Source organism: Mesorhizobium sp. WSM4828 (assembly GCF_055811175.1).
In genome coordinates, this window is sequence record NZ_JBVVQK010000006.1 from 85,278 (window position 1) to 109,816 (window position 24,539).

At 56.6% G+C, this 24,539-nt stretch carries 19 protein-coding genes and 1 pseudogene; 10 read left to right on the forward strand and 10 right to left on the reverse strand.

The features are described from left to right. Positions 1-82 precede the first annotated feature (82 nt). Both AC0L2X_RS09395 and AC0L2X_RS09400 read left to right on the forward strand, forming a co-directional pair. A complete protein-coding gene (locus AC0L2X_RS09395) occupies positions 83-2,770 on the forward strand; it encodes a DNA polymerase (RefSeq protein WP_473599628.1) in 2,688 nt (895 codons plus the stop codon). A gap of 404 nt (positions 2,771-3,174) precedes the next feature. Then, positions 3,175-3,546, forward strand: a complete 372-nt coding sequence (locus tag AC0L2X_RS09400; RefSeq protein ID WP_473599629.1) for a hypothetical protein — start codon at positions 3,175-3,177, stop codon at positions 3,544-3,546. A gap of 52 nt (positions 3,547-3,598) precedes the next feature. On the opposite strand, the gene AC0L2X_RS09405 is transcribed toward AC0L2X_RS09400, so the two are convergent. Further along, positions 3,599-3,862 (reverse strand): helix-turn-helix domain-containing protein, encoded by a 264-nt coding sequence (locus AC0L2X_RS09405; protein WP_473599630.1) that lies wholly within the window; start codon positions 3,860-3,862, stop codon positions 3,599-3,601. A 115-nt stretch (positions 3,863-3,977) separates the two neighbouring features. On the opposite strand from AC0L2X_RS09405, the gene AC0L2X_RS09410 reads away from it, so the two are divergent. Continuing rightward, complete coding sequence (locus AC0L2X_RS09410) at positions 3,978-4,304, forward strand: hypothetical protein (protein WP_473599631.1); 327 nt, start codon at positions 3,978-3,980, stop codon at positions 4,302-4,304. Beyond that, a complete protein-coding gene (locus tag AC0L2X_RS09415) occupies positions 4,304-4,705 on the forward strand; it encodes a hypothetical protein (protein ID WP_473599632.1) in 402 nt (133 codons plus the stop codon). Before AC0L2X_RS09410 ends, AC0L2X_RS09415 begins: the two co-directional genes overlap by 1 nt. 33 nt (positions 4,706-4,738) lie before the next feature. Here AC0L2X_RS09415 and AC0L2X_RS09420 read toward each other — a convergent pair whose 3' ends face one another. From AC0L2X_RS09420 to AC0L2X_RS09430, 3 genes are all read right to left on the reverse strand, one after another. Continuing rightward, positions 4,739-5,200: a hypothetical protein gene (locus AC0L2X_RS09420; RefSeq protein ID WP_473599633.1), complete on the reverse strand. Its 462-nt coding sequence runs from the start codon at positions 5,198-5,200 to the stop codon at positions 4,739-4,741. Between the two features lie 56 nt (positions 5,201-5,256). Further along, a complete protein-coding gene (locus AC0L2X_RS09425; RefSeq protein ID WP_473599634.1) occupies positions 5,257-5,715 on the reverse strand; it encodes a Ros/MucR family transcriptional regulator in 459 nt (152 codons plus the stop codon). 99 nt (positions 5,716-5,814) lie between these two features. Beyond that, positions 5,815-6,120: an ArsR/SmtB family transcription factor gene (locus AC0L2X_RS09430; protein WP_473599635.1), complete on the reverse strand. Its 306-nt coding sequence runs from the start codon at positions 6,118-6,120 to the stop codon at positions 5,815-5,817. 711 nt (positions 6,121-6,831) lie between these two features. Here AC0L2X_RS09430 and AC0L2X_RS09435 point away from each other — a divergent pair. After that, a complete protein-coding gene (locus AC0L2X_RS09435; RefSeq protein ID WP_473599636.1) occupies positions 6,832-7,320 on the forward strand; it encodes a hypothetical protein in 489 nt (162 codons plus the stop codon). A gap of 479 nt (positions 7,321-7,799) precedes the next feature. Here the strand turns inward: AC0L2X_RS09435 and AC0L2X_RS09440 are convergent, their stop codons facing one another. Together AC0L2X_RS09440 and AC0L2X_RS09445 are read right to left on the reverse strand one after the other, a co-directional pair. Next, positions 7,800-8,861 carry a hypothetical protein gene (locus AC0L2X_RS09440; protein WP_473599637.1) on the reverse strand — a complete coding sequence of 354 codons (1,062 nt, stop codon included), beginning with the start codon at positions 8,859-8,861 and terminating at the stop codon, positions 7,800-7,802. 240 nt (positions 8,862-9,101) lie between these two features. After that, positions 9,102-9,761: a recombinase family protein gene (locus AC0L2X_RS09445; protein WP_473599638.1), complete on the reverse strand. Its 660-nt coding sequence runs from the start codon at positions 9,759-9,761 to the stop codon at positions 9,102-9,104. A gap of 234 nt (positions 9,762-9,995) precedes the next feature. Here AC0L2X_RS09445 and AC0L2X_RS09450 point away from each other — a divergent pair, with 234 nt between their 5' ends. The 4 genes from AC0L2X_RS09450 (at position 9,996) to AC0L2X_RS09465 (ending at position 19,085) form a co-directional block, all read left to right on the forward strand. After that, positions 9,996-12,806 (forward strand): class I SAM-dependent DNA methyltransferase, encoded by a 2,811-nt coding sequence (locus AC0L2X_RS09450; protein WP_473599639.1) that lies wholly within the window; start codon positions 9,996-9,998, stop codon positions 12,804-12,806. A gap of 694 nt (positions 12,807-13,500) precedes the next feature. Beyond that, positions 13,501-16,296, forward strand: a complete 2,796-nt coding sequence (locus AC0L2X_RS09455; RefSeq protein ID WP_473599640.1) for a hypothetical protein — start codon at positions 13,501-13,503, stop codon at positions 16,294-16,296. 1,023 nt (positions 16,297-17,319) lie between these two features. Beyond that, positions 17,320-17,796, forward strand: coding sequence for a hypothetical protein (locus AC0L2X_RS09460; protein ID WP_473599641.1), 477 nt, complete (start codon positions 17,320-17,322; stop codon positions 17,794-17,796). Between the two features lie 674 nt (positions 17,797-18,470). After that, positions 18,471-19,085: a hypothetical protein gene (locus tag AC0L2X_RS09465; protein ID WP_473599642.1), complete on the forward strand. Its 615-nt coding sequence runs from the start codon at positions 18,471-18,473 to the stop codon at positions 19,083-19,085. A 163-nt stretch (positions 19,086-19,248) separates the two neighbouring features. Here the strand turns inward: AC0L2X_RS09465 and AC0L2X_RS09470 are convergent. From AC0L2X_RS09470 to AC0L2X_RS09485, 4 genes and pseudogenes are all read right to left on the reverse strand, one after another. Next, a pseudogene (locus AC0L2X_RS09470) lies at positions 19,249-19,890 on the reverse strand (magnesium chelatase domain-containing protein); the annotation flags it as partial. 161 nt (positions 19,891-20,051) lie between these two features. Beyond that, positions 20,052-20,993, reverse strand: a complete 942-nt coding sequence (gene gshB / locus AC0L2X_RS09475; protein ID WP_473599643.1) for a glutathione synthase — start codon at positions 20,991-20,993, stop codon at positions 20,052-20,054. 216 nt (positions 20,994-21,209) lie between these two features. Further along, positions 21,210-21,584, reverse strand: coding sequence for a GtrA family protein (locus AC0L2X_RS09480; protein WP_473554049.1), 375 nt, complete (start codon positions 21,582-21,584; stop codon positions 21,210-21,212). Between the two features lie 8 nt (positions 21,585-21,592). Continuing rightward, positions 21,593-22,600 carry a glycosyltransferase gene (locus AC0L2X_RS09485; RefSeq protein ID WP_473554050.1) on the reverse strand — a complete coding sequence of 336 codons (1,008 nt, stop codon included), beginning with the start codon at positions 22,598-22,600 and terminating at the stop codon, positions 21,593-21,595. Positions 22,601-22,732: 132 nt separating this feature from the next. On the opposite strand from AC0L2X_RS09485, the gene AC0L2X_RS09490 reads away from it, so the two are divergent. Further along, the gene (locus AC0L2X_RS09490; protein ID WP_473599644.1) at positions 22,733-24,529 is read left to right on the forward strand and encodes a GtrA family protein; all 1,797 of its coding nucleotides are present in this window, start codon (positions 22,733-22,735) and stop codon (positions 24,527-24,529) included. The last annotated feature ends 10 nt before the right edge of the window (positions 24,530-24,539 follow it).

The window sequence follows — 24,539 nt, forward strand, 5'->3', positions numbered from 1 at the left end:
CAGTTCGCGATATTTCTCACGCCCCCTAGCAATCTGACCAGATGTCCACTATTTGCTGCCGTCCAGCAGCGGAGGGACCAGGTTGGGCACAGCTAACGAGCAAACATATTTCGCCACGATCGATCCAAACGATCAGCCCGTTACAGTTTTTATCCCGCCTGAAAACATCCTACATTCTCCGAAGCGCAAGGGCGGCCAGAAAAAGCCGCCGCCGGTATCGCATCTGATAATTGGGTTCGACAGCGAGTATCAGTCGCGCGATCCGATCGGGCCAACCAAGGATGAGGCCCAGGATGCCAAGAACGAAATCCTCTCATACCAATTCTGCACGAGGTTGGTCTCCAAGGATCCGTTGCAGCCGGCACCTCAATGTAGCGGGATCATCATCCCGGGAGGAAACGACCAGAGATGGCTCCTGCGGGATTTTGTCGCCGCAGCAATTGGCTCGCTGATCAAGGAATTCCCGACCGTAAAGATTCCCACCGACATCTATCTGGTCGGACACTTCACCCGTGCCGATCTGCCAATGTTCCATGAGTTCCGCGGTGAAGCCAAACGGTCATTGAACAACGTCCGCAACACGTTCGTCTCGATCGAGAATTTCATACCAATGACGATCGAGGATCGCGACGGGAACGAGGTCGAGAGCTTCCGGATCAGGCTTAGGGACACGATCCTGCTGGCGCCAGCCAATGCCAAAAAGCTGGCGGACATCGGCGATATGCTTGGAATGGAAAAGATCGAGCTGCACAAGGATCGGGTTTCAGAACGGCAAATCAAAGAGAATATGAAGCAGTTTCGGGAAGAAAACTGGCCACTTTTCCGAGATTACGCGATTCGAGACGCGGAAATCTGCACCGAATACGCAGAGCGGGTGATCAGGCAATACGACGCTTTGTTCAAACAATTCAAAATGCCGCTGACTCTCACGTCATTCGGTTCGAAACTGGTGATTTCCGATTGGGAAAATCAGGGATGGGAACCAAATGAAGTCCTGGGTAAGGAGGAAAAGACACAGCCCCGGTTCGACAAAAAGAGAGGATATTCCGTCATAGAGACGATCAATCCCTACTTGGAAGACGTGCATTTTGAGTTGGATTTCGTCACCGAAACCTATCATGGCGGCCGGAACGAACAGTTCCTCTTTGGCATATGCGACGAGCACATATGGCGGGATCACGACCTAAGCTCCGCATATACCACGGCAATGTCGCTGATCGGGAAGCCGGTTTGGGACCAGATTCATCGGGTGGAGAACATTGATGAGATTGACGTGCTGGACTTGGCATTCGTGTCAGTTGATTTCGAGTTTCCCGAAACGGTCCGCTTTCCCACGCTTCCTGTAAGGTCACCAAACGGGATCATTTTTCCCCGAAAAGGGCGATCCTATTGTGCTGCGCCAGAACTGATCCTTGCCAAACAGCTGGGAGCGCAGTTGATCCTGAGGAGATCGATCAAGGTTCCGGTCGAATCCGATACCGGAATATTCAGCAGGTTCATTGCCGACTGCATTGTCAAACGGTCAGCGTACAAAAAGAAAACGTTCGAGGAGCTTTTCTGGAAGGAAGTCGGTAATAGCACATACGGCAAAACCGCCCAGGGTCTTCGCAAGAAGCGGGTGTACGATCTTCGTGATGATGACATGGTTGAGCTACCCGAAAGCGCGTTGACCCAACCATTCTTTGCATCGTTCATCACATCGTACACACGTGCCGTGCTCGGTGAGATTCTCAACCGGTTTCCCATCAGTGTGCAGGTGTTCAGCGTAACCACCGACGGGTTCCTGTCACATGCCAGCGATGCGGAAATTGCAGACGCGACAAGCGGCCCACTGTTTCAGTCATTCCGCACCGCAAGAAACCGCTTGGTCCAGGACGATCAGCCGTTGGAGGTCAAGCACACGATCCGACAACCACTGGGATGGCGCACCAGGGGTTCAGCAACGCTAAAGCTTGGCGATGGGGAAAAGGGCAATATCGTCATCCAGAAGGGCGGTATCAAAGCCCAGCGGGACCTAACAGACGAGGAAGAAAACGCTCGCGTCGTTGAGCTCTTCTTCAACCGAACGCCCGGTGAAACCCAGCAATACACATCCGGAATCGGTCTGAAGGACACGATTCGCTACGGATCGGACTTCGTCTATCGCTCGATCACCAAACGGCTGTCGATGGAGTTCGACTGGAAACGACGTGCGGTTGACCCTCAGGATCGCACAGTCGAATTCAACGGCAAAAATTACACACACCTATCATTCCAATCCGAACCGTTGGACAGCCTCGAGGAATTCCTTGGGATAAGGGATGCGTGGCAGAAATGGGATCGCCAGCCTTTCAGGCTGCTTAAATCCGGCACGGATTTAAGCAGTTTTCTCAATTATTTGGAGACGAATAGGAAGTCCAATCCGTCATCACAAACCTATATGCGCAAGTCCGAAGATGCCGATCTTCTACGACTAAGAAGGGACATCACAAGGGCATTCCGTCATCAGCAGGCAGGGTTCGATGCTATCCTTCTGCGGACTGGAAAAATCCGGCACAAGACTCTGGTTGAGATCCTTGAAGGAGTCGAAATTCCGTGCTCGGTCGATGATGTCGAAAATGCAAAGAGGAGTGACTTCATTCCGTACAAAACACCGCCGACAGACCGGGTCGTATTGGCTCTCAACCAACTCAAGCAGGAGCATTTTCCAGAACTGGACATCGACCTGTTCCTCGATCAGCAAAAGTTGGAAACGAATTACTCCGCCATCATCCAGCCAGCCAGTTCTTAGGACCGTCGAATTTCAGGCTACGCAATTCCTTCCCATCTTTCACTGATAACACCGTCCACCCTGACAAACGGTCCGTCAACAGCAAGTTTCCCTTTGAAGGTAAAGTTTCTCTTGGATGTCGAAATTCCTATTGAATTCGAATTTACGTTGAATATTATAACGACATCCCTTCGGGATGAAGTTTGGTTTTCCGTAATTGTTACTCCTCCCACACCCATATATAACTTTTACGGATTTCTTTATTTTTCATAAATTGACCGTCTTACTAAATTGACCATCTTACTATCATTTCGTGTGACTTCCCTCCATTCCAGATAGTGAAGTGACTGGTTCCTTCAGCCATCGTTGACCTTCTCGGTCGTTCTGCCGGATGCCGTTGTCGATCAACAAGGAAGGAGATCACAATGGCATTCGAAGGATTGAAGCTGGTCGCTACCCCGAAGCAGGACGCATCGGACCCTGCATCGAAGCGTCGGCAAAGGCTGGTCATGCAGATCGATCATCAGCTTTATTTGGCCGAGCCTGACAACCAGGGTCGGAAGTTCCGTGGCCGCTGGTGGACGATGGATTTGGATGGCAAGCCGACTCTGGCGATCAAGTACGGCAAAATCCCCCTGGAACTTGCCAAGGGTAAGCATGCAATCGCCTGCGCCGATATCGCCGGCGTTACCGATGCGCTTCAGAAGGCCCGGGCAGCAGCCGTCGACGGAACGTTCGATAGTCAGTTGGCCACCGTGTCCGAGCAGGTCAGGGCTCGTTTCAAGAAGGGCCGCTGATCTTCATGGAAAATCGACGGCCTATCCCGCTGAAACGGCGGGATAGGAACACTTAACTACCTTTTTTACGTCCTGCCTTCAGGGTCGAGGGAACAACTTCGCCAGGTTCAGGCTCGCGAAACAGCTGTCCGATGTGGACATCGAGGGCCTTCGCAATCTTCGCCAATGTGGTGATAGTTGGATTGCGTACTCCGCGTTCGAGGTGGCCTACATAAGCCCGCTCAACGCCGGAGCTGTACGCGAGATCGTCCTGAGAGATGCCGCGTTGCACCCTCAGCTGCCTCAAGTTCCAAGCTACCAAAGACTGAACTTCCATCGACCGGAAGCAATCATTTGGACTTGTCTGAAACCACGTATTGTAGGACGATGATTACGGTTTGGGCGATGGCGCCAGCTTCTCGGCCCTGTATTCAGAACCGTTGGGGGACCCCTTGGAAGAAGCAGCAGCGCCGATCAGCACGATTGACTGTCCGTATTGCTCGGAGCCGATCAATCCCAAGTCCAAAAAATGCAAGCACTGTGGGGAAATTCTCGACCCGCAAATGCGTGAAATCGAATTCCTAAAGAGCCAGAAGCATGCTCCTCAGGTGTTTATGAATGCCGGCGGAGGAGCGGCATCCGCGGCTGCGTCAGGGGCCGGGACCTTGAGACGCTTCCCGCACTGGTTCCACATCCTGCTGTCGATCATTACCACTGGCCTTTGGGCGCCGGTTTACCTCCTCATGTATCTGTTCCGAAATAAGCGGTACTATTATTGATGACTCTTCGCACCATGCCTGGTCCGTCCATGGCAAGCAGATTAGCGCTAATGCTAGCCGTCTCGATCACAGCACCCTCGGCTCTGCATGCCGACGATGGAATCCGTATTCCCCTCGAAAAATACAATCGAAAAACTGAGGTCGCGATCCAGCGTGGATATTCGATTGGTACGGGGGCATGCGTTTCGAACCTGGTTCGGTCGATCCGTGCCTATGCCGGCGAACGTTCCGGCTGGTTCATCACGTTCGATCGCGACGAGGCTGTCTATTTCGACTCAACCAAGATGGAGAATTTTAAGCACCGCTGCGTCGATGGCCGCCAAATCACAACGGAAAACGGCCAGGATGAGGTCGTCCAGGTGTTCGATGAGGACGGTCGGCCCACAATGCCTGAACAATAGGAAACTTGAACCGGTGCGGCTATTCAACCTCGGTTACGGGTCTACGAAGTTTGCGGGATTATCGAAGAATTCCTCGACCCGTTTCTTGCTGAAAGCCTCATTGGCGAACCAGTGATACTTAAAGGTTTTGAGCAAGATGCCAGCTCCCAGCTTGTCGTATGATTTGAAAACGCGCGGAGCTGACAGATTGAGTGCCGGCCTTCGGACTTCAGCGCTGGAACCCAGGTGCGCCGGCTGGCTCACTGGAATGATCTTGAAGCCCGCGAATTTGCCATCCGGCGCCAACATGTATTGAATGCAGTGATCATCTGAAACCTTTGGGGGAAGCTTGATCGCTTTTGCGCGTCGCGCCAGCTTTTCCGCCTGACCCGCAAGAACACCTTTGAAGGCTTCGTTTTCTAGGCTCCAGAAAAACCAATCCGGGTCACTTACAATTATCTGCGGCAAGGTCTTTCCCTTGCCCGCCCATTTTCCGAAATTGACCTCGGTCCACACTCTCGCCTCCATCTTCAAGAATGAATGAAATCTCGAACCGTTGGGAACCCATAAACCTAACTGTTGGATTTTCGGCTGCGTATTTTCTTCGGCGGAGCCTTTGCCATTTCCCTGGGCTTCCGTCCCAGACCGATGCTTTTAGCCAAAACAGAGCGTGAAGCCGCGTAGTTCGGAGCAACCATCGGATAATCAGCCGGCAAGCCCCATTTCTCGCGGTACTCCTCCGGTGTCATCCCGTAGCTCGTCGCAAGATGGCGCTTCAAAGATTTGAACTTCTTGCCGTCCTCCAGCGAGATGATGAAATCCGGCGTCACTGATTTTTTGATCGGGACTGCCGGTTTCAGGGGGTCCGCCGCCGGTTGGGTTTGAGAACCGGAATGCAGTCCGCTCAATGACTGGTGAACCTGTCCAATCACACCAGGCAGTTCGCCGACGAGGACCGGATTGTTTGACACGTAAGCCGAAACAATGTCGGCTGTTAGTTCGATGATCGCGCTGTTGGTTTCCTCGGACAATTTCCTATCTCCTAATCGGACAAATCGCACGAAAGCGACATAAACAGTTCATCTGGTGTCTGCAACGTATGTGGACGATTTGTTAGGCCACCATCGCCGTCAGTGTTGCTTTTGTAGGATTTCGCACAGTGAATTGATTGCTTCGTCAATTGCTGCCTCGTTCCTCTTGTAGAAAACGCGTGTACCAATCTTCGTTGCAGAGACCAATTTGGTTTCAGTGAGCCAACGCATGTGTAGGCTGACGGACTCCTGCGTGAGGCCAAGCCTGCCGCAGATCAGCTTGTTCGTCAGGCCCATTTGTCGTGCGTTGGGAACATCCGGAAAATACAATTCCGGCCAATTAAGAAAATCTAGAATCTTAAGTCTGCTCTCGCAGGCAAGCGCCTTGATAATGCGAGCGTCCATAGCCGTTCTCCATCAGCTTGTTTCCGATGGGCGGCGCTATCCCTGGGAGGGCGGCTATCGACAACAGCCTATGAGGCAGATCAGACCACTGAAGCTCGAAGGTGTAGTTGAATCAAAGGCCCAGCATGTAGCCAGCAACTCAGCCATCCTTGCACGGACGCGGTTTGAACAAGATTCGACGTTATCGGACCGAGCGATCGATAAGCTGCCTCAAGAACATGTGGTGCGCCTTATCTTTGTATCCTACCGGCTCCGTCTGGGATGGCAATGAACCCTCTTCGCAATTCGCAGCAGTGGGGATCTCAGAGCAGTTGTTCTTCGCGGTGCAGGCTTCAACACATATTTTTCTGCGAACACAGGTGCAGTCGGAATTATCTGCAGCGGAGCATTCGACGCGCTCGGCCCGGCTACAGCAAAGGTTCGGTCGATTGTCGGGATAGTTCCACCCCCCACCGCATGGGCCGGTGTAGGATGCCAGAGCAGTACCGCTCGTTGCCATTGTTGAGATTGCCAATATAGTCATTGACCGCAGGAATGTGCGCATTCAGCCCTCCCATTATTCAAAGCAGTGGCAAATGTCAGTGGGAGCTTATCTTATACGACTCCCGGTATTATTACACGTGCATTCTTCTTGGAGATCGGTGCGATTGTTCGTGCCGTTGCCTCCAACAGTTTTCGAACCGAAGGGCCGGCTATCAGGAGATAACAGCCATGGATCATCAGCCAAAATGCTCGACGCTTGACGACACTGGATCGGGAAAATCGATTGTCGACCTGTTGGCACGGCCAAATGGCCGTCAAGTTCTGTCAATATGGAGGAATGACCGCATTTCTGAATACCTGCTTGCTCCAGAGAGCTGGCGGAACACTTGGAACGCATGGCTAGCTGCACGTGGCACAACCACTCACGATATCGCCGAAACTTACCAGCTTTGCACCTTTGCCAAGTCCCGGCAAATTGTGGCGGATGCATTCGGATCCTGCCCTACCGGGATGATCTCTGCGCTTGGAAAACTCGGACCATTTGCAAGGCCGAAACACGTCTATGTGGCGCTTCATCAAGCGCTTTCGGCAGGCGGACCGACAGAATTCTTGGACGACGACATTGACTCGCTAGCATCAGCCTCGACGATGCCGAGTGTCGAAACGAGTTGTCCGAGCGCTGTTGAAGTGAAAGATCCCGGCCCCAGTGCTAGTTGAACTGCTATGGAGTTATCGCACGATTGGCAACCAGGCACGACGAGCGGCTGACACGGACGATCCTCACGTCGCGTTACCCTGCCGCAATCATTAGCGACCTGTTCGGGTTATCGGCGTTTTCAAAATCACCATTCCAGGCAGACCGTCATCTTAGCCCAATTACCAGCGCCGGCCAGCTAAAGGCAGTCGGGCAGTGCAACAAGGCCAGGCATATTTTTATCATTGGGAACGCTCTTCGCCAGCGCTTCTCTGGTTCCGAAAGTGTGGGCAAGCAGGGTGGATATTGTGCCAACTGGCAGGCCGGTCAAATGGTCAAATCGCGGACCTGCTGAGAACAACCATGCAGAAAATTGTCCGATCGTTGGCCGAGATCCCCGGGCTATTTGTCGATAAAACCTCAAGAGGAAGTCTGGGTTGGTTGTGCCGTGGCTAGGCCACGTACCCGGCACGACCACGACCAAAGCAGCCGCGCATAGTGCTTACTTTAGAAAGTCCTTTAGATTGATATCTGCCTTAAGGCTAAAAACCTTGGAGATTTTCTCAAGTAGGCCCTCGGCAGGTTTAACTTTCAGCACCTTTCGAATCTTCTGGCCGTCCGCCGTCAACCGTTCGATCTCGAATTCTGCTTCCAAGGTCAATCCCCTAGCCCTGAGCTCATCGATCAGGTCGGGAATGTCTGCGGCATCGGGGACGAAGGTGTTGGGAGCAAGCTGATGGCCCTGCTGTTCGGCAAGCTCTAACCCACGCTCGACCATGCCGACCGTATTCATCCCGCGATCGATTAGGCCGAGAGCGACGTCATCTTTTGGAGGAAAGAAGTATTGAAAGACTCCAAGGGCTTTTAGACGTTCTTGAACGTCGTCTATGTGCCTTCCGGAAAGCATCAACTCCCAATCGGCGTCAGTGAGCTCGTATGTGGGAACGGGGCAAATCCCCTGCTTTCTATCCTCAGCCAAGTTGTCTATGGACTGGAATTGACCAAGAAAAAACTCGGCGAAACGCATCATTCCATTGGAATCGGGCGACCCATCCGCATTGCGCAACTTTTCCCAATCGATCGATGCCGCTTGTTGGATACCGTTGAGGATATGAGAGAGCACCGGTAGATGACTCCGCCCGATCGCGCGGAAGAACGGCGCCAGAGCAGGTCCATATGACTGCTTAAGCACATCCTGCCCAGCTTCGCCCATAGCCAGCATACCGCCAAGCTCAGCGATCTTATGCACATCCAAGTCGCCGTTCTCATCGCCGAACACGGTGCGTGCAGTATGTGCCAGATCAACGGCCAACGGTCTTGCCACAAGCACGCGGACATCCGGCATGGTAGCTTGGACATCAACTCGCATGAGCGCAGCAACGCGCGGATTGTATTCCGCCGATACCAGAATCAACCGTTTGGACTTATCGTCCACTGCTATGGCCTGGACGTCATGCGTGAGGCCGCTACTTCCCTGAATTTCTTTGTGCTCGCGGTACTCCGCACCTAGGGCCGTACAAAAGGACTTCCAAATCTCGCGCTGGTCATCAGACGGCTCGGCCATTTATTCCTCTGTCATGAATCAAAAATCACTGTAGCAATATCAGAAATTCTATCATGGTCTGGCTACAGAACTGTCCCCCGTAGGCAGGTTAACCGCCAAAAGCCTTGCTGATTAATCCATCCGCTCGTCCAAACCTCGAATGAGATCGCTTGATGATGGCGGGCTGTAGTGCTTCGAGAACTGAGTATGCGGACGAAACCGCTTGATAACATCATCGAACTCTGGCGGTCTGCCGCACCTCTAAATCGCTTTGACGCAAGTCTGCTCAGAGGTTCTGATGATGGCTCGCCGAAGATTCTTAACGGTCTGCGCGAAGAAGCAGCAACCATTGATTGTAACGACACCTGCATCGTTCAGATGGCGAGCCAATGCCGAATGTGACATCGCTTGCCAATTAGGCGGAAAATGCCTGTTAACTTGGCACGCAAATTCCAATGCCCTAACCTTGTTTGCAGCAGCCAGGACGCTCCCGTTCTGTCCAAGTTTTTGCCCTCGACGTTTTGCCTGAGCGAGTGCAGCCTTTGTTCGCTCGGATATCAGTCGACGTTCCTCCTGAGCTAGCGCAGCAAAAATATGCAGCTGGAAGTCAGTTGCATGGGGCATTTCAGCGACCACAAGCTGGACTCCCTTTTCCATCATCGATGCGATGAAGCTGACACGGCGGGAAAAGCGGTCCAGGCGGGCGATCAACAGCGCAGCTCCCGCCTTTTTCGACGCAATCATCGCTTTTGCCAGTTCAGATCTTTGATCGTTCCTGCCCGATTCCACCTCAACGAACTCAGCGACCAGCGTCCCATGGGTCGCGGCAAACTGCCGGACCATCTGCTGCTGAGACTCTAGGCCGAGCCCGGACCTGGACTGCTTCTTCGTGGAAACCCTGTAGTAGCCGACATATTTCATGGAGCCCCGTCAAACGTAAACGCTGGTTCACGTTTTAAGGCCTCCTCCTTGAATGCGGCTTCGGACAACGGCATAAGTGTCATCCCATAGTCGAAACTCGCTTGAGGTCGGGGAGGAGATTACGCGGCCCGTGCGGGTGCGCGACGGCGACAGCCCGTTCCCTCCAAACCTTTGCGCAGAGCGAGACGAAAGGGCCCCGATACGCATGACTGACAACTTAAGAGTGATTTAACGATGCGGCTTTCCTGGAATGAAATACGCGTCCGCGCGGCCGTGTTTGCTAAAGAGTGGAAAGGTGAGGGATACGAGAAGGGGCAGACGCAGCTTTTCTACCGCGATTTTTTTGAAGTTTTCGGAATGCCAGTTCGCCGCGTGGCCACGTTCGAGGAGCCTGTCAAGAAGCTTGGCGAGAAACGCGGCTTCATGGACCTCTTCTGGAAGGGAGTCCTTCTGGTCGAGCAAAAAAGCGTAGGGTTGGATTTGGCCAAGGCCAAAACTCAGGCGCTCGACTACTTTCCCGGTCTGAAAGACGTCGATCTACCGCGCTACGTGCTGCTAAGCGATTTCCAAAGTTTCGAACTGTTTGACCTTGAGGAGGATGCAGCCGTCTCGTTCTCCCTGGCCGAGCTGCCCAAGCATGTCGAGAAGCTGGGTTTTATCCTTGGCGTCCAGAGGCGGTCATTCAAGGACCAGGACCCGGTAAACATCAAGGCTTCCGAGTTGGTGGGGAAGTTGCACGATGCCTTGGAAGAATCGGGGTACACTGGCCACGATCTGGAACAATTTCTTGTCCGAATAGTCTTCTGTCTCTTCGCAGACGACACCGGCATATTCGAACCTAGGGGGATTTTTCTCGACCTTCTCGAAAACCGGACGCGCGAGGACGGATCGGACCTTGGCGGATGGCTGGCGCAGCTCTTTCAAGCTCTCGATACGCGCGAGGATCGCCGCGCAAAAATTCTGGATTCGGACCTGGCGCAGTTTCCCTATGTGAACGGCGACCTGTTCAAAGAGCCCCTCAGGATTCCATCCTTCGATTCCAAAATGCGGAAACGCCTTATCGACGCGTCCCAGTTCGACTGGTCAGCGATTTCACCGGCGATCTTCGGCTCTCTTTTCCAGTCGGTGATGAATAAGCACGAGCGACGGTCGCAGGGCGCTCACTATACCACCGAAAAGAACATCATGAAGGTCATCGGGCCGCTTTTCCTCGATGACCTGCTGGCCGAGTTCGCGCGCCTGAGAAGTCGTAAGGACAGTCGCCGCCGTGTGGAACTTCAGTCATTTCACAATCGACTGGCCGACTTAACATTCTTCGATCCGGCTTGTGGCTGCGGCAATTTCCTTATCATTGCCTATCGTGAAATCCGGGCTTTGGAGATTGAGGTCCTAAAGGAATTGCGGGCGTACCGTGAAGACGACAAGACGATGGAGTTAGATGTTACCGATCTTTCAGTCGTCAACGTTGATCAGTTCTACGGCATTGAAATTAGCGAATTTCCCGCGCGCATCGCCGAAACGGCGATGTGGATGATGGACCACATCATGAACAACCGTCTGAGCTTGGAGTTTGGGCAAACTTACGTACGCATCCCGCTTCAGAAGTCGCCGCACATCCATCCAGGCGACGCGCTTGAACTGGACTGGACGACCGTCCTCTCCCCCGCGAAATGCAGGTATGTCTTTGGCAACCCGCCTTTTGTCGGTGCCAAGTACCAAACCGACATACAGCGCGCACAGGTAAGGCGCATCGCCGCGCTCGGAAACACGGGCGGGACGCTCGACTTTGTAGCAGCGTGGTTCATCAAGGCGGGGGAATACCTGAAGGACAGTAAAGCTCGTATTGGTTTTGTCGCCACCAACTCGATCACGCAGGGCGAACAGGTTGCTCAGCTGTGGCCGACGCTATTCGACAAGTGCAAGCTAGAAATAGCGTTCGCCCATCGAACCTTTGCGTGGGGTTCCGACGCGCGCGGCAAGGCGCATGTTCACGTTGTCATCATTGGCCTTGCCAAGGGCGATATGGAGCCGAAGATCAAACGGCTCTTCGAGTACGCGGATATTGGTGGAGACCCTGTCGAGCTATCGTGCCCCGCGCTGACAGCGTACCTGTTCGACGCCGCGAATCTCAAGAACCGCCATCTTGTCGTTCAGGAAGCCTCGCGACCGAAATTTGGTCAAGCCAAGATGATCAGCGGCTGCCAGCCCATCGACGATGGTCATTACATCTTCGAGACGCTCCACGACAAAAAGGCTTTCGTGAAGGAGGAGCCGTCGGCCGCCAAATATGTCCGTCCTTATCTGAGCGGAGTTGATTTCATAACCGGCGAGGGGCGGTGGATACTCGCGCTTCAAGATGCCACACCAGCAGACCTCAAGCGCATGCCCTTCGTTCTTCAACGTATCAAGGCAGTCAAAGCTTTCCGGGCAAAGAGCAAGCGCGCTCAGACAAAGGCAATCGCGGACCACCCTACACGATTCAATGTAGAAGTCATTCCGGCTTCGCCATTTCTGGCCGTGCCGGAAGTGAGTTCTGAGACGCGGGACTACATTCCGATCGGCTGGTTACAGCCGCCGGTCATCCCGAGCAATAAGCTTCGTTTCATTCTGAACGGCAGCGCTCTCGAATTTGCTGTCTTGACCTCCGCCATGCACATGGCCTGGACGAAGTATGTGGGCGGACGCCTCAAGAGCGATTACCAATATTCCATCGGCATCAATTACAACTGCTTCCCTTGGCCTATGATGAATGCCACGCAGGCAGCTGACATCGAGCGGCTTGGCAAAGCCGTGATTGCCGCACGCCAGAAACATTCCACGTCTACGCTCGCTGAACTTTATGACCCGACCGTCATGCCTTCCAACCTGAGGTCAGCACACAAGGCTCTAGACCGCGCCGTGGATCGCCTCTACCAGCGCGCAGGTTTTTCCTCTGACCGGGAGAGGGCCGAGCATTTAATTGCGCTTTACGAAAATATGATGGCCCCGCTTGCGACGGCCGCTGCCGCAGCGCCCAAAGCGCGCAGGAAGCGGGTCACAGCATGACACCATTAGCTGTTTCGGGTGATTAGCGGCCTCGGTCATGAATAGAGATACTTTCTGGGTGTGATGCAATGACGGACAGGGGTGCCCACTACCATCGGAGCGACTTCCAGGTCCATTCGCCGCGAGACAGGCAATGGACAGGCGCTCATAGAGTACCGACGCCGACCGGATTGCGTATGCCACGACACTTGTGGAGGCCTGCTGAGAGAGGGGCCTGAGGGCTATTGCCGTTACCGACCACCACGACATGACGTTCGTTCCCAAAGTCAGGCGAGTCGCCTGATACGAGGTCTAAGTCGAGATTTCAGCGATTGACTTGGCTGGTTGGGCAACCGTTCTCTTTTCCCGCTTGGTGGCATTCTTCAGCGCCCTTAGGATCGCATCAAGTCCCGGCTCAATTGCCCTTCTTGCCACACCAATGTGCTCCAATGCGATGTCGCATTGGATGGCAATTGCGTCCCAGTCATACCCTCGGTTTCGTGTTGGTGGACGCTGGGCGGTCGTGACTAGACCGACCATGTAGGTTCGAACGCGCTCCATGACCCGGCGCACAGTAACAGCGCGGGACAATGACGGATCGTGAGCCGAGCGGAACCCGGCATTGACATCACCTCGGTCACGGGTTGTTTGTCGCGAGACGACGTGGTCTACTGCCCGTTCATTTCAGCACAAGAAGTATCCGGGGGGACGTCTTATGCTTCGAAAGCCATCTGTGTTTTTCGTTTGTTGCGCAATAGGTTTGGCGCCAGCGCTTGCATCCGGCCAGTCGATCGACGCAAGAAAAACAGCCGAGCTGTTTGCGAAGATAGGAACCGATTCAACCAAACTCTATCTCAGCGCCAAAGACGTTTCTATTCCAAGATCTACGCTGCCTCCTGAGCGTCAAAGCGCGCTTATCGAAAGTACTCTCGAGAGTTATGCAGCGCAGCAGAATATGTTCTATGCGGCCAGCAACTCCCTGCGCGCCACAAAGATTGGGGTCGAGGCCGCGTTCGGCGCTGCGGCCCTCTACGGTGTCGCGGTAGCGACCGTGGCCGCTCCGCCTGTAGGATTGACCGTGGCTGCCGTGCTGGTAGCTTCTGGCGTCGGCCTTGCCCTCGATACGTCGGCCGACATGCTCGACAAAGCTGCACAGAGGCAAGGGCAGCTGTATCTCGCCGGCCGGAAAGAGGAGATTCTGAAGGCTACTGGCATGGGCTCCTTCGAGGAGATACGCAGCAATCTCGACCTTGCCAAACAACGCTTCAAGGACACATCCGGACAGTTCGAGGATCTGAGAACTCGATCTGTTGGCAATCAGAATGCCCGCGATTTCGCAATCGACATCACTTTCGACAGTCTTACTACGACCATGGATACTGTCATCGACGGGATCGCCCATCACGAAAAGCGTCTTGATGGCGTCGAGAAGGGGCTAGGCGACTTCGTCGATGAAATGGTCAAATACAGAGAAAACACCGACAAGCGCCTCGGCGCGCATGAAGCGGTGCTTGGAGAGCTTTCGACGAAAGTGGCGGATCTTCAGCAAAGCATTGGCGATGTCGATAAAAAAGTCAGCACTCTGGGCCGCGATCAAGCCTTCATCGCGGATTTCGTCCTTGATCAGATGCCGCCTGAGAAGAAGGTCGAGGCACTGCAAGGTGGGTTTCTGAAAGAGCGGTTCGTCTGCCCAGACGACAAGCAGGATTGCGACGCGGGGAAGCTCAAAGACGCGATGATCACTCGCTTTCAGCGCGAGGCGGACGTTCAGCATGTCCTGAAGACTGCATCGGCCGTCGTCAACGGCCTCTCTGACGTAGCGAACATTGCCGCCAATCTCGGCATTGAGATGCCGCCTGAACTTAACAAGGCCGTAGAAATTGGAAATAGCGCGATGGGTGCGTTCGCCGCGTTTTCATCGGGCAATCCGCTTGGAGCCGTGGCGGCCATCACCGGCATTTTCGGCAGCAAGAAAGATCCTGCCGAAGAACGCCATAAAGCGATGATGGCGTTTCTCACCCAACAATTCGCGCAAATAAATATGAAGCTCGATGTCATCATCGAAAATCAGAAGAAGATTTTCGATGCCGTCCTGGCGATGAACGCGGAAATGCGGCAAGGTTTCGCCTCCCTGGATCGGCGTCTGGATAAGCTGCAATTCGACGTGGATGGGATGTCGAACGACATCCGATCGCTAATCTGGGCACCCTGGGCAAGCTGCAATGCGGTCTATGTTGGAGCGAGGACTCGGGGCGGAGCAGGAGGCTACCTTTATCTTTCGCCCCGGACGCTCAAGTTCTCGTCGTTCGAAAATGCTAGCGTTGTCGGCCATTCCTGGCTGACCGAGTTCACGGAATGCAAGTCGACGATCGTCAAGAGCATGTCGAGCTTCAATGCGCTGCAGTGGTTTGGCAACTTCCTCGATGCACGCCGGGCGCGTGAGGAACGGCTTGTCCTTGACCCTAAAGTCGGCGCCGATCCGAAGGACGTTGGCTCCATCCTGAAGCACTACGAGGAAGATGTATTCCAACCGGCACGCACCCTCTCCGACAGGTATTTTGCCGGGGCGAAAATGTCGAGCGCAACGTCAGTGATAGTGCTTTCTACGCCGGCGCCGACTCTACGCGATTTCGAGGCGCAAATCGCGAGTTTGACGGCCGAACCTTTTTCGTGCGCGAGCCAGAACGAGCGCATGAGCCGAGCCCGTGCCGTTGTCTGCGGGCAGCGCGAATCCGAAGATGTGATTGCCGGCCGGCTCATCGAAAGGCCATTGCTTGCCGACATTGCCCTCGATGTGGCCAACTGGGTGCTAGTCATTGCGCAACTGGCGGACATCAATGACGGCCATGATTTCTACAGCGACTTGGATGCGTTGGTCGCGGCGCGTCCAAACGATGTTCGCGGAAGCTGGCTGATCGACAAGTCGATCTTTATGATGGATCTAGTAGTGGCCTCCTATAATCAGGTTTATGGCGCCGCGCCGGCATTTGGCATCGTAGGGACGCTCGACGCGGCCATGGCCGCTCCAGCAGACGATTCCGGGGCGGTCAAGCGTGCCGAAGGCGCTGCCGCTATCGCCCTTCTTAAGAGGAATCCGTATTTAGCTGAAAACGTCGCCTCTATACTCCTGGATCGCTCATATCGAGCCAAGTGGCGGGCGGGCGGCGATGTACGGCCGACCAACGAAAAGATCTATCGCAAGGCATGGACCTTTGCAGAGGCGAGCAAGGCCGATGGGTTCTTCTTGCTAAATGGCCTCGTTCCCGGGCTCGAATTCAGCATAGCGGACGATGCGCCGCCGAGCCTCGTCGTCAAATCAGGCGCAGAGACAATCGAAATTCCCCTTCCACCTCCGGACGAATTCGCCAACGGCAGACTAGTCTATCCGCCGCGCTTCTACGCCGTGTTAAGAATGAGAGACCAACTCGTCGACCGTTATCTAGATTATGGACTGCTTTCTTCGGTGCCCGCCGCAGAGCGTGAGCAGTTTGCTCTTACCCTCCTTCGCTGATCATGGACCAGACTGCAATGCCGGCTCAAGACCGACAAAGATCGAAATATTTGGGCTACGTTCCTTCCTGGGCCACTGCCCGACTGGTGCTGGCGATAGCAGCGCTGGCGTTTACCCTTGTGAATGTCAAAGCGAACGACGAGACGGCGGCGGCCCCCTCCGATGACGCGAATGCATTCGAAGATCTTATGACCGATCGGCTAGCCGCTCTTCTAACAACGGTCGACCAACTCAAGGCGAGAAATGAAGCTGCACAAAAAAGAATCGAGGCGCTAGAGGCCGCAGCCGTGGCGGCACAGGATGTTGTGGTGGTCGTCTCCCCCGGGAGCGGCGGCAGCGTTCAGTGTCCTTTCCCGATGACTCCCGTCGATGTGGATTGTTCAGACGGCGGAACCCCAACGGTGGAATTCCGGCAAGCCACACCTGTACTAGGAGTTTGGTTCGCAAGGTGCGACGGCGGACGCGAGGCGCACGTGGCTTGCAAGTGACGTTTTAATGCGTTTCTGGCTCGGCAAGCGTGCTGTTTTTGTCCCGCTGAGCGTGGTAGCGTTGCAATGGCATTTAGCACGTTAGCTGAGGAGCCCGGGACCGTCGCAACAGAGGCCGACAACCAAGCGTTCCAAGACCTAGTTGCCGACCGCTTGGCAGCGCTTCTAGTTACAATTGACGAACTCAAGGCGGAAAATGAGAGGATCAGAAACGTCATTGATTCCAAACCATGGAACGACTCTCAGATGGTCGTCGGCGAGCCTGCACGATGTCCTCTCTTTAAGATTCCAGTCTACGCGAATTGCCCGGGCGGAGGCCGGCCCAAGGTGGAGTATGAAGCGATCAATTCACCGTTGGCTGAGATGAAGACGTCCAGAGCCTGGACCGCGCGGTTTGCCGGCGTCGCTCAAGTTGCCTGCCGATGAAAGGACGCTGCCGTACTTCCGAGCCTGCGAAGGGCGCTGGACCCCAAACTTTCGAAGCTTGGCTACCGTTCCTGGTTTTGCACCGCCAGACATAAGCCGAGGATCCACAATGATAAAGGCAGCAGTCCCGGAAGCGCCGCCACTCAGAAACGGGTTAGTCCAAGTCCATCGCTCACTGTTGAGGCTTATCGCGGGGTTTGCCTTTTTGACCACCGCGTTCGGAGTTGCGGCGCAGGATACACCGAGTACGGCAGCGGAGACGGATGCCGACGCATATCAAACGCTAATGGACGATCGCGTCACTGAGCTACTAGAGCGAAACAAAGCGTTGGCGGACCGCGTGGAACAGCTCGAAACGCTTGTCAAGCAAATCAACGGCCTTGTCGCTTCGAGGCCGTGGGCTCCCAGAACCTTCGTTGTCAGGTCGGATGAGATCGCGTACTGTCCGGCCGGAACCGCCGCTATAGCCGCCGTTTGTGTGAGTCAGGGCGAAGAGTATATGACTGCGACCGATGGAGGTATGGGTTATTGTACAAGCCGCGACACACCATATCTTCCGGTGACCGTCACCTGCAGCTTTCCCTAGGGGATCATTATCCGTGCCCCCGGGGAGCCCCGGAACCTTCCTGTTGGCCGACTCGCCGGGAATTCGACGCTTCATCTCACGCCTGCAGTCCCGATTAGCCGCTGTTCGCTGCCCACGATCCATTAGCTTACTCGGGGACGTGGTGGACACGCGATTCGCAGCGGCAGAGACCCTTCAGTGCTTCAGTGAGCCTTCTTGAAAGTGAACTCGGCAAATAGCTTATGCTTGCATGCTTGCCAGGCAGGTGGCATTCGGAACAACGTCAGAAGCTCTGCGTGTCTCCGGTCAGAATATGCAAGCGCTATGTCGAAAAAAGACAAGTTCAGTGGGCAAGCGTGTCCTAGAAGCGTGCGATGTCCCTGAAGCGAAAGCTCGCAGTTTCGGTCGAATAGTTCGTATGTTTGGCACTGGTCTGCCATGCCTGATGGTGGGAAACGGGTTTGTGGCCTCCCTCGAGACAGGAGACCAGAATATGCAATTCCAAACCACCATTTCATAGCTTTGATCCGGCCTTTGAGGCACTCGCCGCTACAGAGAAAGGCCTTGCCTGTGTGCCTCTGCCCATTTCGGCGTGGGTTGCGATGTCCGCGAGAGATTTCACAACAGGCAGCTCCGGGTGGACCACACTCGGAAACAATGTAGCTGGGGATTGCGTTCTCGCCTGTGCCGCTCACATGATGCAGGCCGCATCGTGGCATGCCAAAAGGGAATGGATCGCAATAAAAGACGATGAGGTGCTTGCCGCTTATGGCAAGTTCACTGGCTGGAAGAATCCTGGAGACCCAGATCCAGGCATGACCGTCAAGTCGGGTCTCCAGTTTGCTATGGATGCTGGCTTTTCGGGCCATAAGCTGGGTGGGTTCTACCGATCTCTTTATGCGCTTGGCGACGGACAATGGAACAAGGACGTCCACGCCATGCGCCGCGCTGGACTTTATCGATTGCTATGCGGATTTGGTGGGGCCGCTATCGCGCTCGATCTGCCGTACGTAGCATGGAGCAATCCGGCAGGACCATGGCGTGCCGCCGACATGGACAGCCAAAGCGCCGGTGGGCATTGTGTGCCTATCAGCGGATACGATCAGTCTTGGATCTACTGCATAACCTGGGGCCAAGTCGTTGCGATGGATTGGGCCTTCCTGGCGGCTTATTCAAGGGAATTGTACGTCGCCTATGCCAACGATTGGCTTACTAAAACCGGCTCAGCTGACCTAAATCTCAGTATTGCAGAGATGTCCGACACACTTGCTATGTATGGAATATCTGAAATAGTCCCGGTTGTGCCTTAGAGGATTTACGTATGATTTCCGTCGTCTGACTTCATCACTGTTGGATCGTGGTTGCTAGTCCGGACGCCTCCCCGCCGCTGAGACGGCAACAATCGTGCGACGTTTAATCAGGCACAACATTAGGATATTGTATGTTATTAAAATAATTAATACCGCACATTCTCAAAAGATTGTGGCCGCCGGCCGCCGCCACCTCCAGCGCCCGCTTGGCGGTCTCTTGCCCCTTGATGTCGGCAAGGTCGGGCAGGTCGCGCGCCGAAGCATGGATGCCGGCTTCCGGCCGCGACAGGACCTGCGTGCCGCGAAAATGATTGGCGATGGCGATCAGGCTGCGCGGCGCCAAGATGTCGAAATCCTTGCCGGCCCAGGCCGCTTCCGGCCCGCAGGCGAACGGGCAGATCAGGCCCTTGCCTTCGGCATTGGCGCCGATCGCCGCCGGCAGCGCCCCGGCCACCGCGGCAATGGTGCCGTCGAGCGACAATTCGCCAAGCACGACATAGCCGGCCAGCATGTCGCCCGGAATGGCGCCGAGCGCCGCCATCAGCCCGAGCGCGATCGGTAGGTCGTAATGGCTGCCTTCCTTGGGCAGGTCGGCGGGCGCCAGATTGACGGTGACCTTCTTCGATGGCATCGACAGGCCGGATGCATGCAGTGCTGCCTGCACCCGCTCGCGGCTTTCGGCTACAGCCTTGTCGGCCAGCCCGACGATGTGCATGTTGACCTTGCCCGGCGCGATCATCACCTGCACGTCGACCGGCACGGCCTCGATGCCCTGGAAAGCAACCGTGCGAACCCGCGCCACCATGTCGTCACCCCGGATGCAGGCTTTGCCCCAGCCTTTGCGATCATGCCGCGAACGGCGTCACCGGAGACAACCACAGATTTCCGGCGAAGGCAAGAACATTTGGGGAACGGGTGAACGCAACGGCTGCAATGGTTTGCAACGCGGCCGCTCCCGAAGCGAGACTAGTTACGCTTCTCCTCCACGGCATCCCAGAACAGGCTGGCGATGTCGGCGCCCCCAAAACGCCGCACTTCGCGTATGCCGGTCGGTGAGGTCACGTTGATCTCGGTCATGTAGTCGCCGATGACGTCGATGCCGACGAGGATGAAGCCGCGCTCCTTCAGCGAGGGGCCGATGCGGGCGCAGATCTCGCGTTCGCGTTCCGTCAGCTCGGTCTTTTCGGCGCGGCCGCCGACGTGCATGTTGGAGCGCGAATCGTGCTCGGCCGGCACGCGGTTGATGGCGCCGACCGGCTCGCCGTCAATAAGGATGATGCGCTTGTCGCCGGCGCGCACCTCCTTGAGGTAGCGCTGCACGATGTACGGTTCGCGGAACATCTGGCCGAACATTTCGAGCAGCGAGGCGAGGTTGCGGTCGGCTTCGTGCAGATGGAAGATGCCGGCGCCGCCATTGCCGTAGAGCGGCTTGACGATGATATCGCCGAACTCCTTGCGGAAGGCGGCGACCTCGAGCGGGTCCTTGGTGATCAGCGTGTCCGGCATCAGGTCGGGAAATTCGGTGACGAAGATCTTTTCCGGGCTGTTGCGCACCCAGGCCGGGTCGTTGACCACCAGTGTCGTCGGATGGATGCGCTCGAGGATATGCGTGGTGGTGATGTAGTTCATGTCGAAGGGCGGATCCTGCCGCAAAAGGATGACATCCATCTCCGATAGGTCGGTGCGGATTTCTTCGCCCAGCGAATAATGGTTGCCCTTCTCATCGCGGACCTGCATCGCCTCGATACGGGCGAACACCTTGCCGTCGCGCAGCGACAGCCGGTCGGGCGTGTAGTGGAACAGCTGGTGCCCGCGCCGCTGCGCTTCCAGCGACAGCGCAAACGACGTGTCGCCGGCAATCGACACGGTGGAGATATGGTCCATCTGGACGGCGACTTTAAGGGGCATGGCAGCTCTCCGGCGCACTTGGGGCGATCCACTTGGATGCACAAAGTACGCTCCAACACTTTTGAATCCATGCACCGTGCTTTTCGAAAATCGATTCCGGTTTTCGGGCCGATGCATCGACGACAGCGATATAAGGAAATCGGCGGCCTCTGCCAATCGGCCAAGATCATGATGAGGCTGCGCTTCGCTTGGCGCAGACCCCAATGCGATGTGCCTTCAGCGGTCGAAGACCAGCTTGGAATAGCCGAGGAAGGACAGCGCCATGGCAACCAGCGAGGCGACCGCAAGAGCTATGAGCGGCGGCACCATCGGCAGCGCGAACAGCATGGCGCAATAGACGAGATAATTGACGAGGCTGGTGGCAATGCCGACGCCGCCATAGCGTGCGCCCTCTTGCGCGACGCCGCGGCTGGAAGGCGAGAAGGTCAGATGGCGGTTGATCAGCCAGGTGACGGACAGGGCAAAACCGATCGAGATGATGCGAGCCGCGAAGGGTCCGAGCGGCGCTATCGTCAGCACCAGCCAAAGCGCCGCCGCATCGGCGACGAAGCCGATGCCGCCGGCGATAACGAAGCGGGCGAGGCGTCCCATTTAGAGCTCTAAGCCGCCCGCGGGGTCTTGCGCGGTCCGGCCTTCAAAGTCGCGAGCGCACTTGCGCGTTCGCGTTCGACGCGGCCGGAAGGCATCGACAGATAGAAGATGCGCTTCTGCTCGGCCCGGCCGCGCGACACCGAATCGAGGATTACCCCGGTCACCGCCGCCAGCATCGACAGCAGCAGCAGCCCGACCGACAGCACCCAGGTCGGCATGCGCGGCACAAGCCCGGTTTCGGCGAACTCGATCAGCACCGGCGCCATCAGGAACAGGCTCGATGCCAGGAAGAACACCGAAAAAGCGCCGAAGAAACGCAGCGGCTGCGTCTCCTTCATCAGCATGGCGAACATCCACAGGATCTTCGCGCCGTCGCGAAAGGTCGACAGCTTCGACGAGGAGCCTTCCGGCCGGCGGCCATAGTCGAGTCCGATCTCGCTGACGGGCAATTTCAGCTGCGAGGCGTGCACCGACATTTCGGTCTCGATCTCGAAACCGCCGGAAACGGCGGGAAAACTCTTGACGAAGCGCCGGGTGAAGGCGCGGTAGCCGGAGAAGATATCGGTAAAGTCCGAGCCGAACAGCCGCTTGTAGAGGCTATTGAAGATGCGGTTGCCGAAGGCGTGGCCTGTCCTGCCGGCATCGTTGGCAACGCCGCGCCTTGTGCCCACCACCATGTCGGAGCGCTCGGTCAGCAGCGTGTTGATCAGTTGCGGCGCGTCCTCCGGCGCATAGGTGCCGTCGCCGTCGGCCATCAGGTAGATGTCGGCCTCGATGTCGGCAAACATGCGGCGCACGACATTGCCTTTGCCCTGGCGCGGCTCGCGCACCACGATGGCGCCGGCGGCGCGGGCTCGGAGCGCCGTCAGGTCGCGGGAATTGTTGTCGTAGACATAGATCGCGGCGGAAGGCAGCGTTTCGCGAAAGCGCCGCACCACTTCGCCGATCGTCAGCTCCTCATTGTAGCAAGGCAGCAGCACGGCGATGCTCGGCTCATGGCGCACGTCTTGTGGCATTTTCGTCTCCGGATGCCCTGTGAGGAGGCCCCTGGCCGCTCAAACGCCGGCCTCGCTCGGGCGGCTTTACTATTTATTGAAGCTGTTAAGGCTAGGTTTAAACCGCCCAGTATTCCTTCCAAAGGTCCTGATATGAGCACAGCCGACGATGGCGCCTCCAGTTGGAGGTCCGAGATCGCGCTGGCGCTGCTTGCCACATTGCTGGCGCTGGCCGTCAATGCCTTTGCCGGCTTCCCGGAATTGAACAATGCCGGCGGTGACAACGACAATCTGCTGCGCCTCGTCGAAGTTCGCGACATGCTGGCCGGCCAGGGCTGGTTCGATCTGCACCAGTACCGGATGGGCCTGGAAGGCGGTTTCGTCATGCATTGGTCGCGGCTGGTCGATGCGCCGATCGCCGCCGTCATCATCGCCGTATCGGCCCTGACCGGCAGCGCGGCCCTTGCCGAGAATGTCGCTCAAGTGCTGTGGCCGGCGCTGCTCTTCTGCCTGACCGTGTTTTTCACCGCCCGCACTGCTCGCAGCTTTGCCGGTGACGGCGCTGTGCTGCCGGCTGTCGTCGTCGGCGCCGCAGCACTGTATTTCCTCGGCATTTTTTCGCCCGGCGCGCTCGACCACCACAATGTCCAGCTGATGCTGAGCATGGCCAGCCTGAGCCTTCTGCTTGAAGCGCCGTCGCGCAGGGCGGCGGCATTGCTCTCCGGCCTGTGCGCCGGATTGATGCTGGCCGTCGGCATGGAAACCGCGCCTTATGTCGCCACCATCGGCGCCTCTGTCGCCACGCTGTTTGCCCTCGAGGCCAATGGCGAGAGGCTGATCGCCAGGGATTTCGGTCTCGGCTTTGCCGGCGTGTCCGCTCTCGTCTTTGTCGCCACCATTGCGCCATCCGCCTGGGGCCAGGCGCAATGCGACGCCTTCTCGACCGTGCAGTTCGTCGTCGCAGCGATTGCCGGAACCGGCCTTGCGGCGATAGCGTCGATCGAGCCCGCCGGCCGCACGCGCGGGAGGCGGTTCGCCTCGCTTGGCCTGCTTGCACTGGCATTGGGCACTGTCGTCGTCCTTTTGTTTCCGCAATGCCTGGCAGCGCCCTACGCCAACCTCGATCCGCGCCTCAAGGAGCTATGGCTTGATCACATCGACGAGGCGCAGTCGCTGTTCAAACTGCTCGCCGAGGATCCGGCTGAGGTGGTGGCGCGCTATGCCACGCCGCTCATTGCGCTCGTGCTGATGGCGCTTCGCCTTGGCCGTGGCGGCTGGCGACGGCAGGACAGCCTTGTCGGTGCGCTGCTTGTCGTGGCGTTCATCGTCAGCGCCTGGCAGGTGCGCGGTTCGACATTCTCGATCGCCTTCGCTGTCATCCCGCTTGCCGCCTGGATTGCCAAATGGCGTCAACGGGCCGAGGCCAGCGCATCGCGTGGCGTGGCGCTGCGCATGGCTGCCGTCTGGCTGGTTTCGGTGAATGCGGTCTGGACTGGGGCTGCCGCGGCAACCTCGGTAGCCTTCGACGACAGCAACGCCACGGCCGATAATGGCACTGATGTCGCTTGCCAGCGCATGGCCTCCTTTGCGGCGCTTGGCCGCCTGCCCGGCACTACCGTGCTGGCAATTTCCAATCTCGGATCGCCGATCCTGGCCTATTCCGGACATCGCGTCTTCGCCGGGCCTTATCATCGCAACGTCGCCGGCAACCTGCTGGTGCTCGATGCCTTCCTTGGGTCCGATGCCGATGCCAGGACGGTCCTGGCGGATCATCACGTCGGCCTCGTCGCGTTGTGCTCCGGCAGCGCCGAAAGCAGGCTCCTCGCAACCAAGGCGCCGGCAGGCTTTCTTGCCGGGCTGATGCGCGGCAGCGTGCCGGAATGGCTTGAGCCGGTTGCCGGGACCAGCGGAGCCGCCGTCGAATTGTACCGCGTCCGGCCGGGCAGCTGATCGATCCGCG

Coding starts and splice junctions, on each gene's coding strand:
- AC0L2X_RS09445 (WP_473599638.1), bottom strand. CDS start 9,761: ATGAAATATGTCGGCTACTACAGGGTTTCCACGAAGAAGCAGTCCAGG.
- AC0L2X_RS09405 (WP_473599630.1), bottom strand. CDS start 3,862: ATGGAAGTTCAGTCTTTGGTAGCTTGGAACTTGAGGCAGCTGAGGGTG.
- AC0L2X_RS09465 (WP_473599642.1), top strand. CDS start 18,471: ATGATGCAGGCCGCATCGTGGCATGCCAAAAGGGAATGGATCGCAATA.
- AC0L2X_RS09485 (WP_473554050.1), bottom strand. CDS start 22,600: ATGCCACAAGACGTGCGCCATGAGCCGAGCATCGCCGTGCTGCTGCCT.
- AC0L2X_RS09435 (WP_473599636.1), top strand. CDS start 6,832: ATGGATCATCAGCCAAAATGCTCGACGCTTGACGACACTGGATCGGGA.
- AC0L2X_RS09415 (WP_473599632.1), top strand. CDS start 4,304: ATGACTCTTCGCACCATGCCTGGTCCGTCCATGGCAAGCAGATTAGCG.
- gshB (WP_473599643.1), bottom strand. CDS start 20,993: ATGCCCCTTAAAGTCGCCGTCCAGATGGACCATATCTCCACCGTGTCG.
- AC0L2X_RS09430 (WP_473599635.1), bottom strand. CDS start 6,120: ATGGACGCTCGCATTATCAAGGCGCTTGCCTGCGAGAGCAGACTTAAG.
- AC0L2X_RS09440 (WP_473599637.1), bottom strand. CDS start 8,861: ATGGCCGAGCCGTCTGATGACCAGCGCGAGATTTGGAAGTCCTTTTGT.
- AC0L2X_RS09460 (WP_473599641.1), top strand. CDS start 17,320: ATGATAAAGGCAGCAGTCCCGGAAGCGCCGCCACTCAGAAACGGGTTA.
- AC0L2X_RS09490 (WP_473599644.1), top strand. CDS start 22,733: ATGAGCACAGCCGACGATGGCGCCTCCAGTTGGAGGTCCGAGATCGCG.
- AC0L2X_RS09450 (WP_473599639.1), top strand. CDS start 9,996: ATGCGGCTTTCCTGGAATGAAATACGCGTCCGCGCGGCCGTGTTTGCT.
- AC0L2X_RS09400 (WP_473599629.1), top strand. CDS start 3,175: ATGGCATTCGAAGGATTGAAGCTGGTCGCTACCCCGAAGCAGGACGCA.
- AC0L2X_RS09455 (WP_473599640.1), top strand. CDS start 13,501: ATGCTTCGAAAGCCATCTGTGTTTTTCGTTTGTTGCGCAATAGGTTTG.
- AC0L2X_RS09480 (WP_473554049.1), bottom strand. CDS start 21,584: ATGGGACGCCTCGCCCGCTTCGTTATCGCCGGCGGCATCGGCTTCGTC.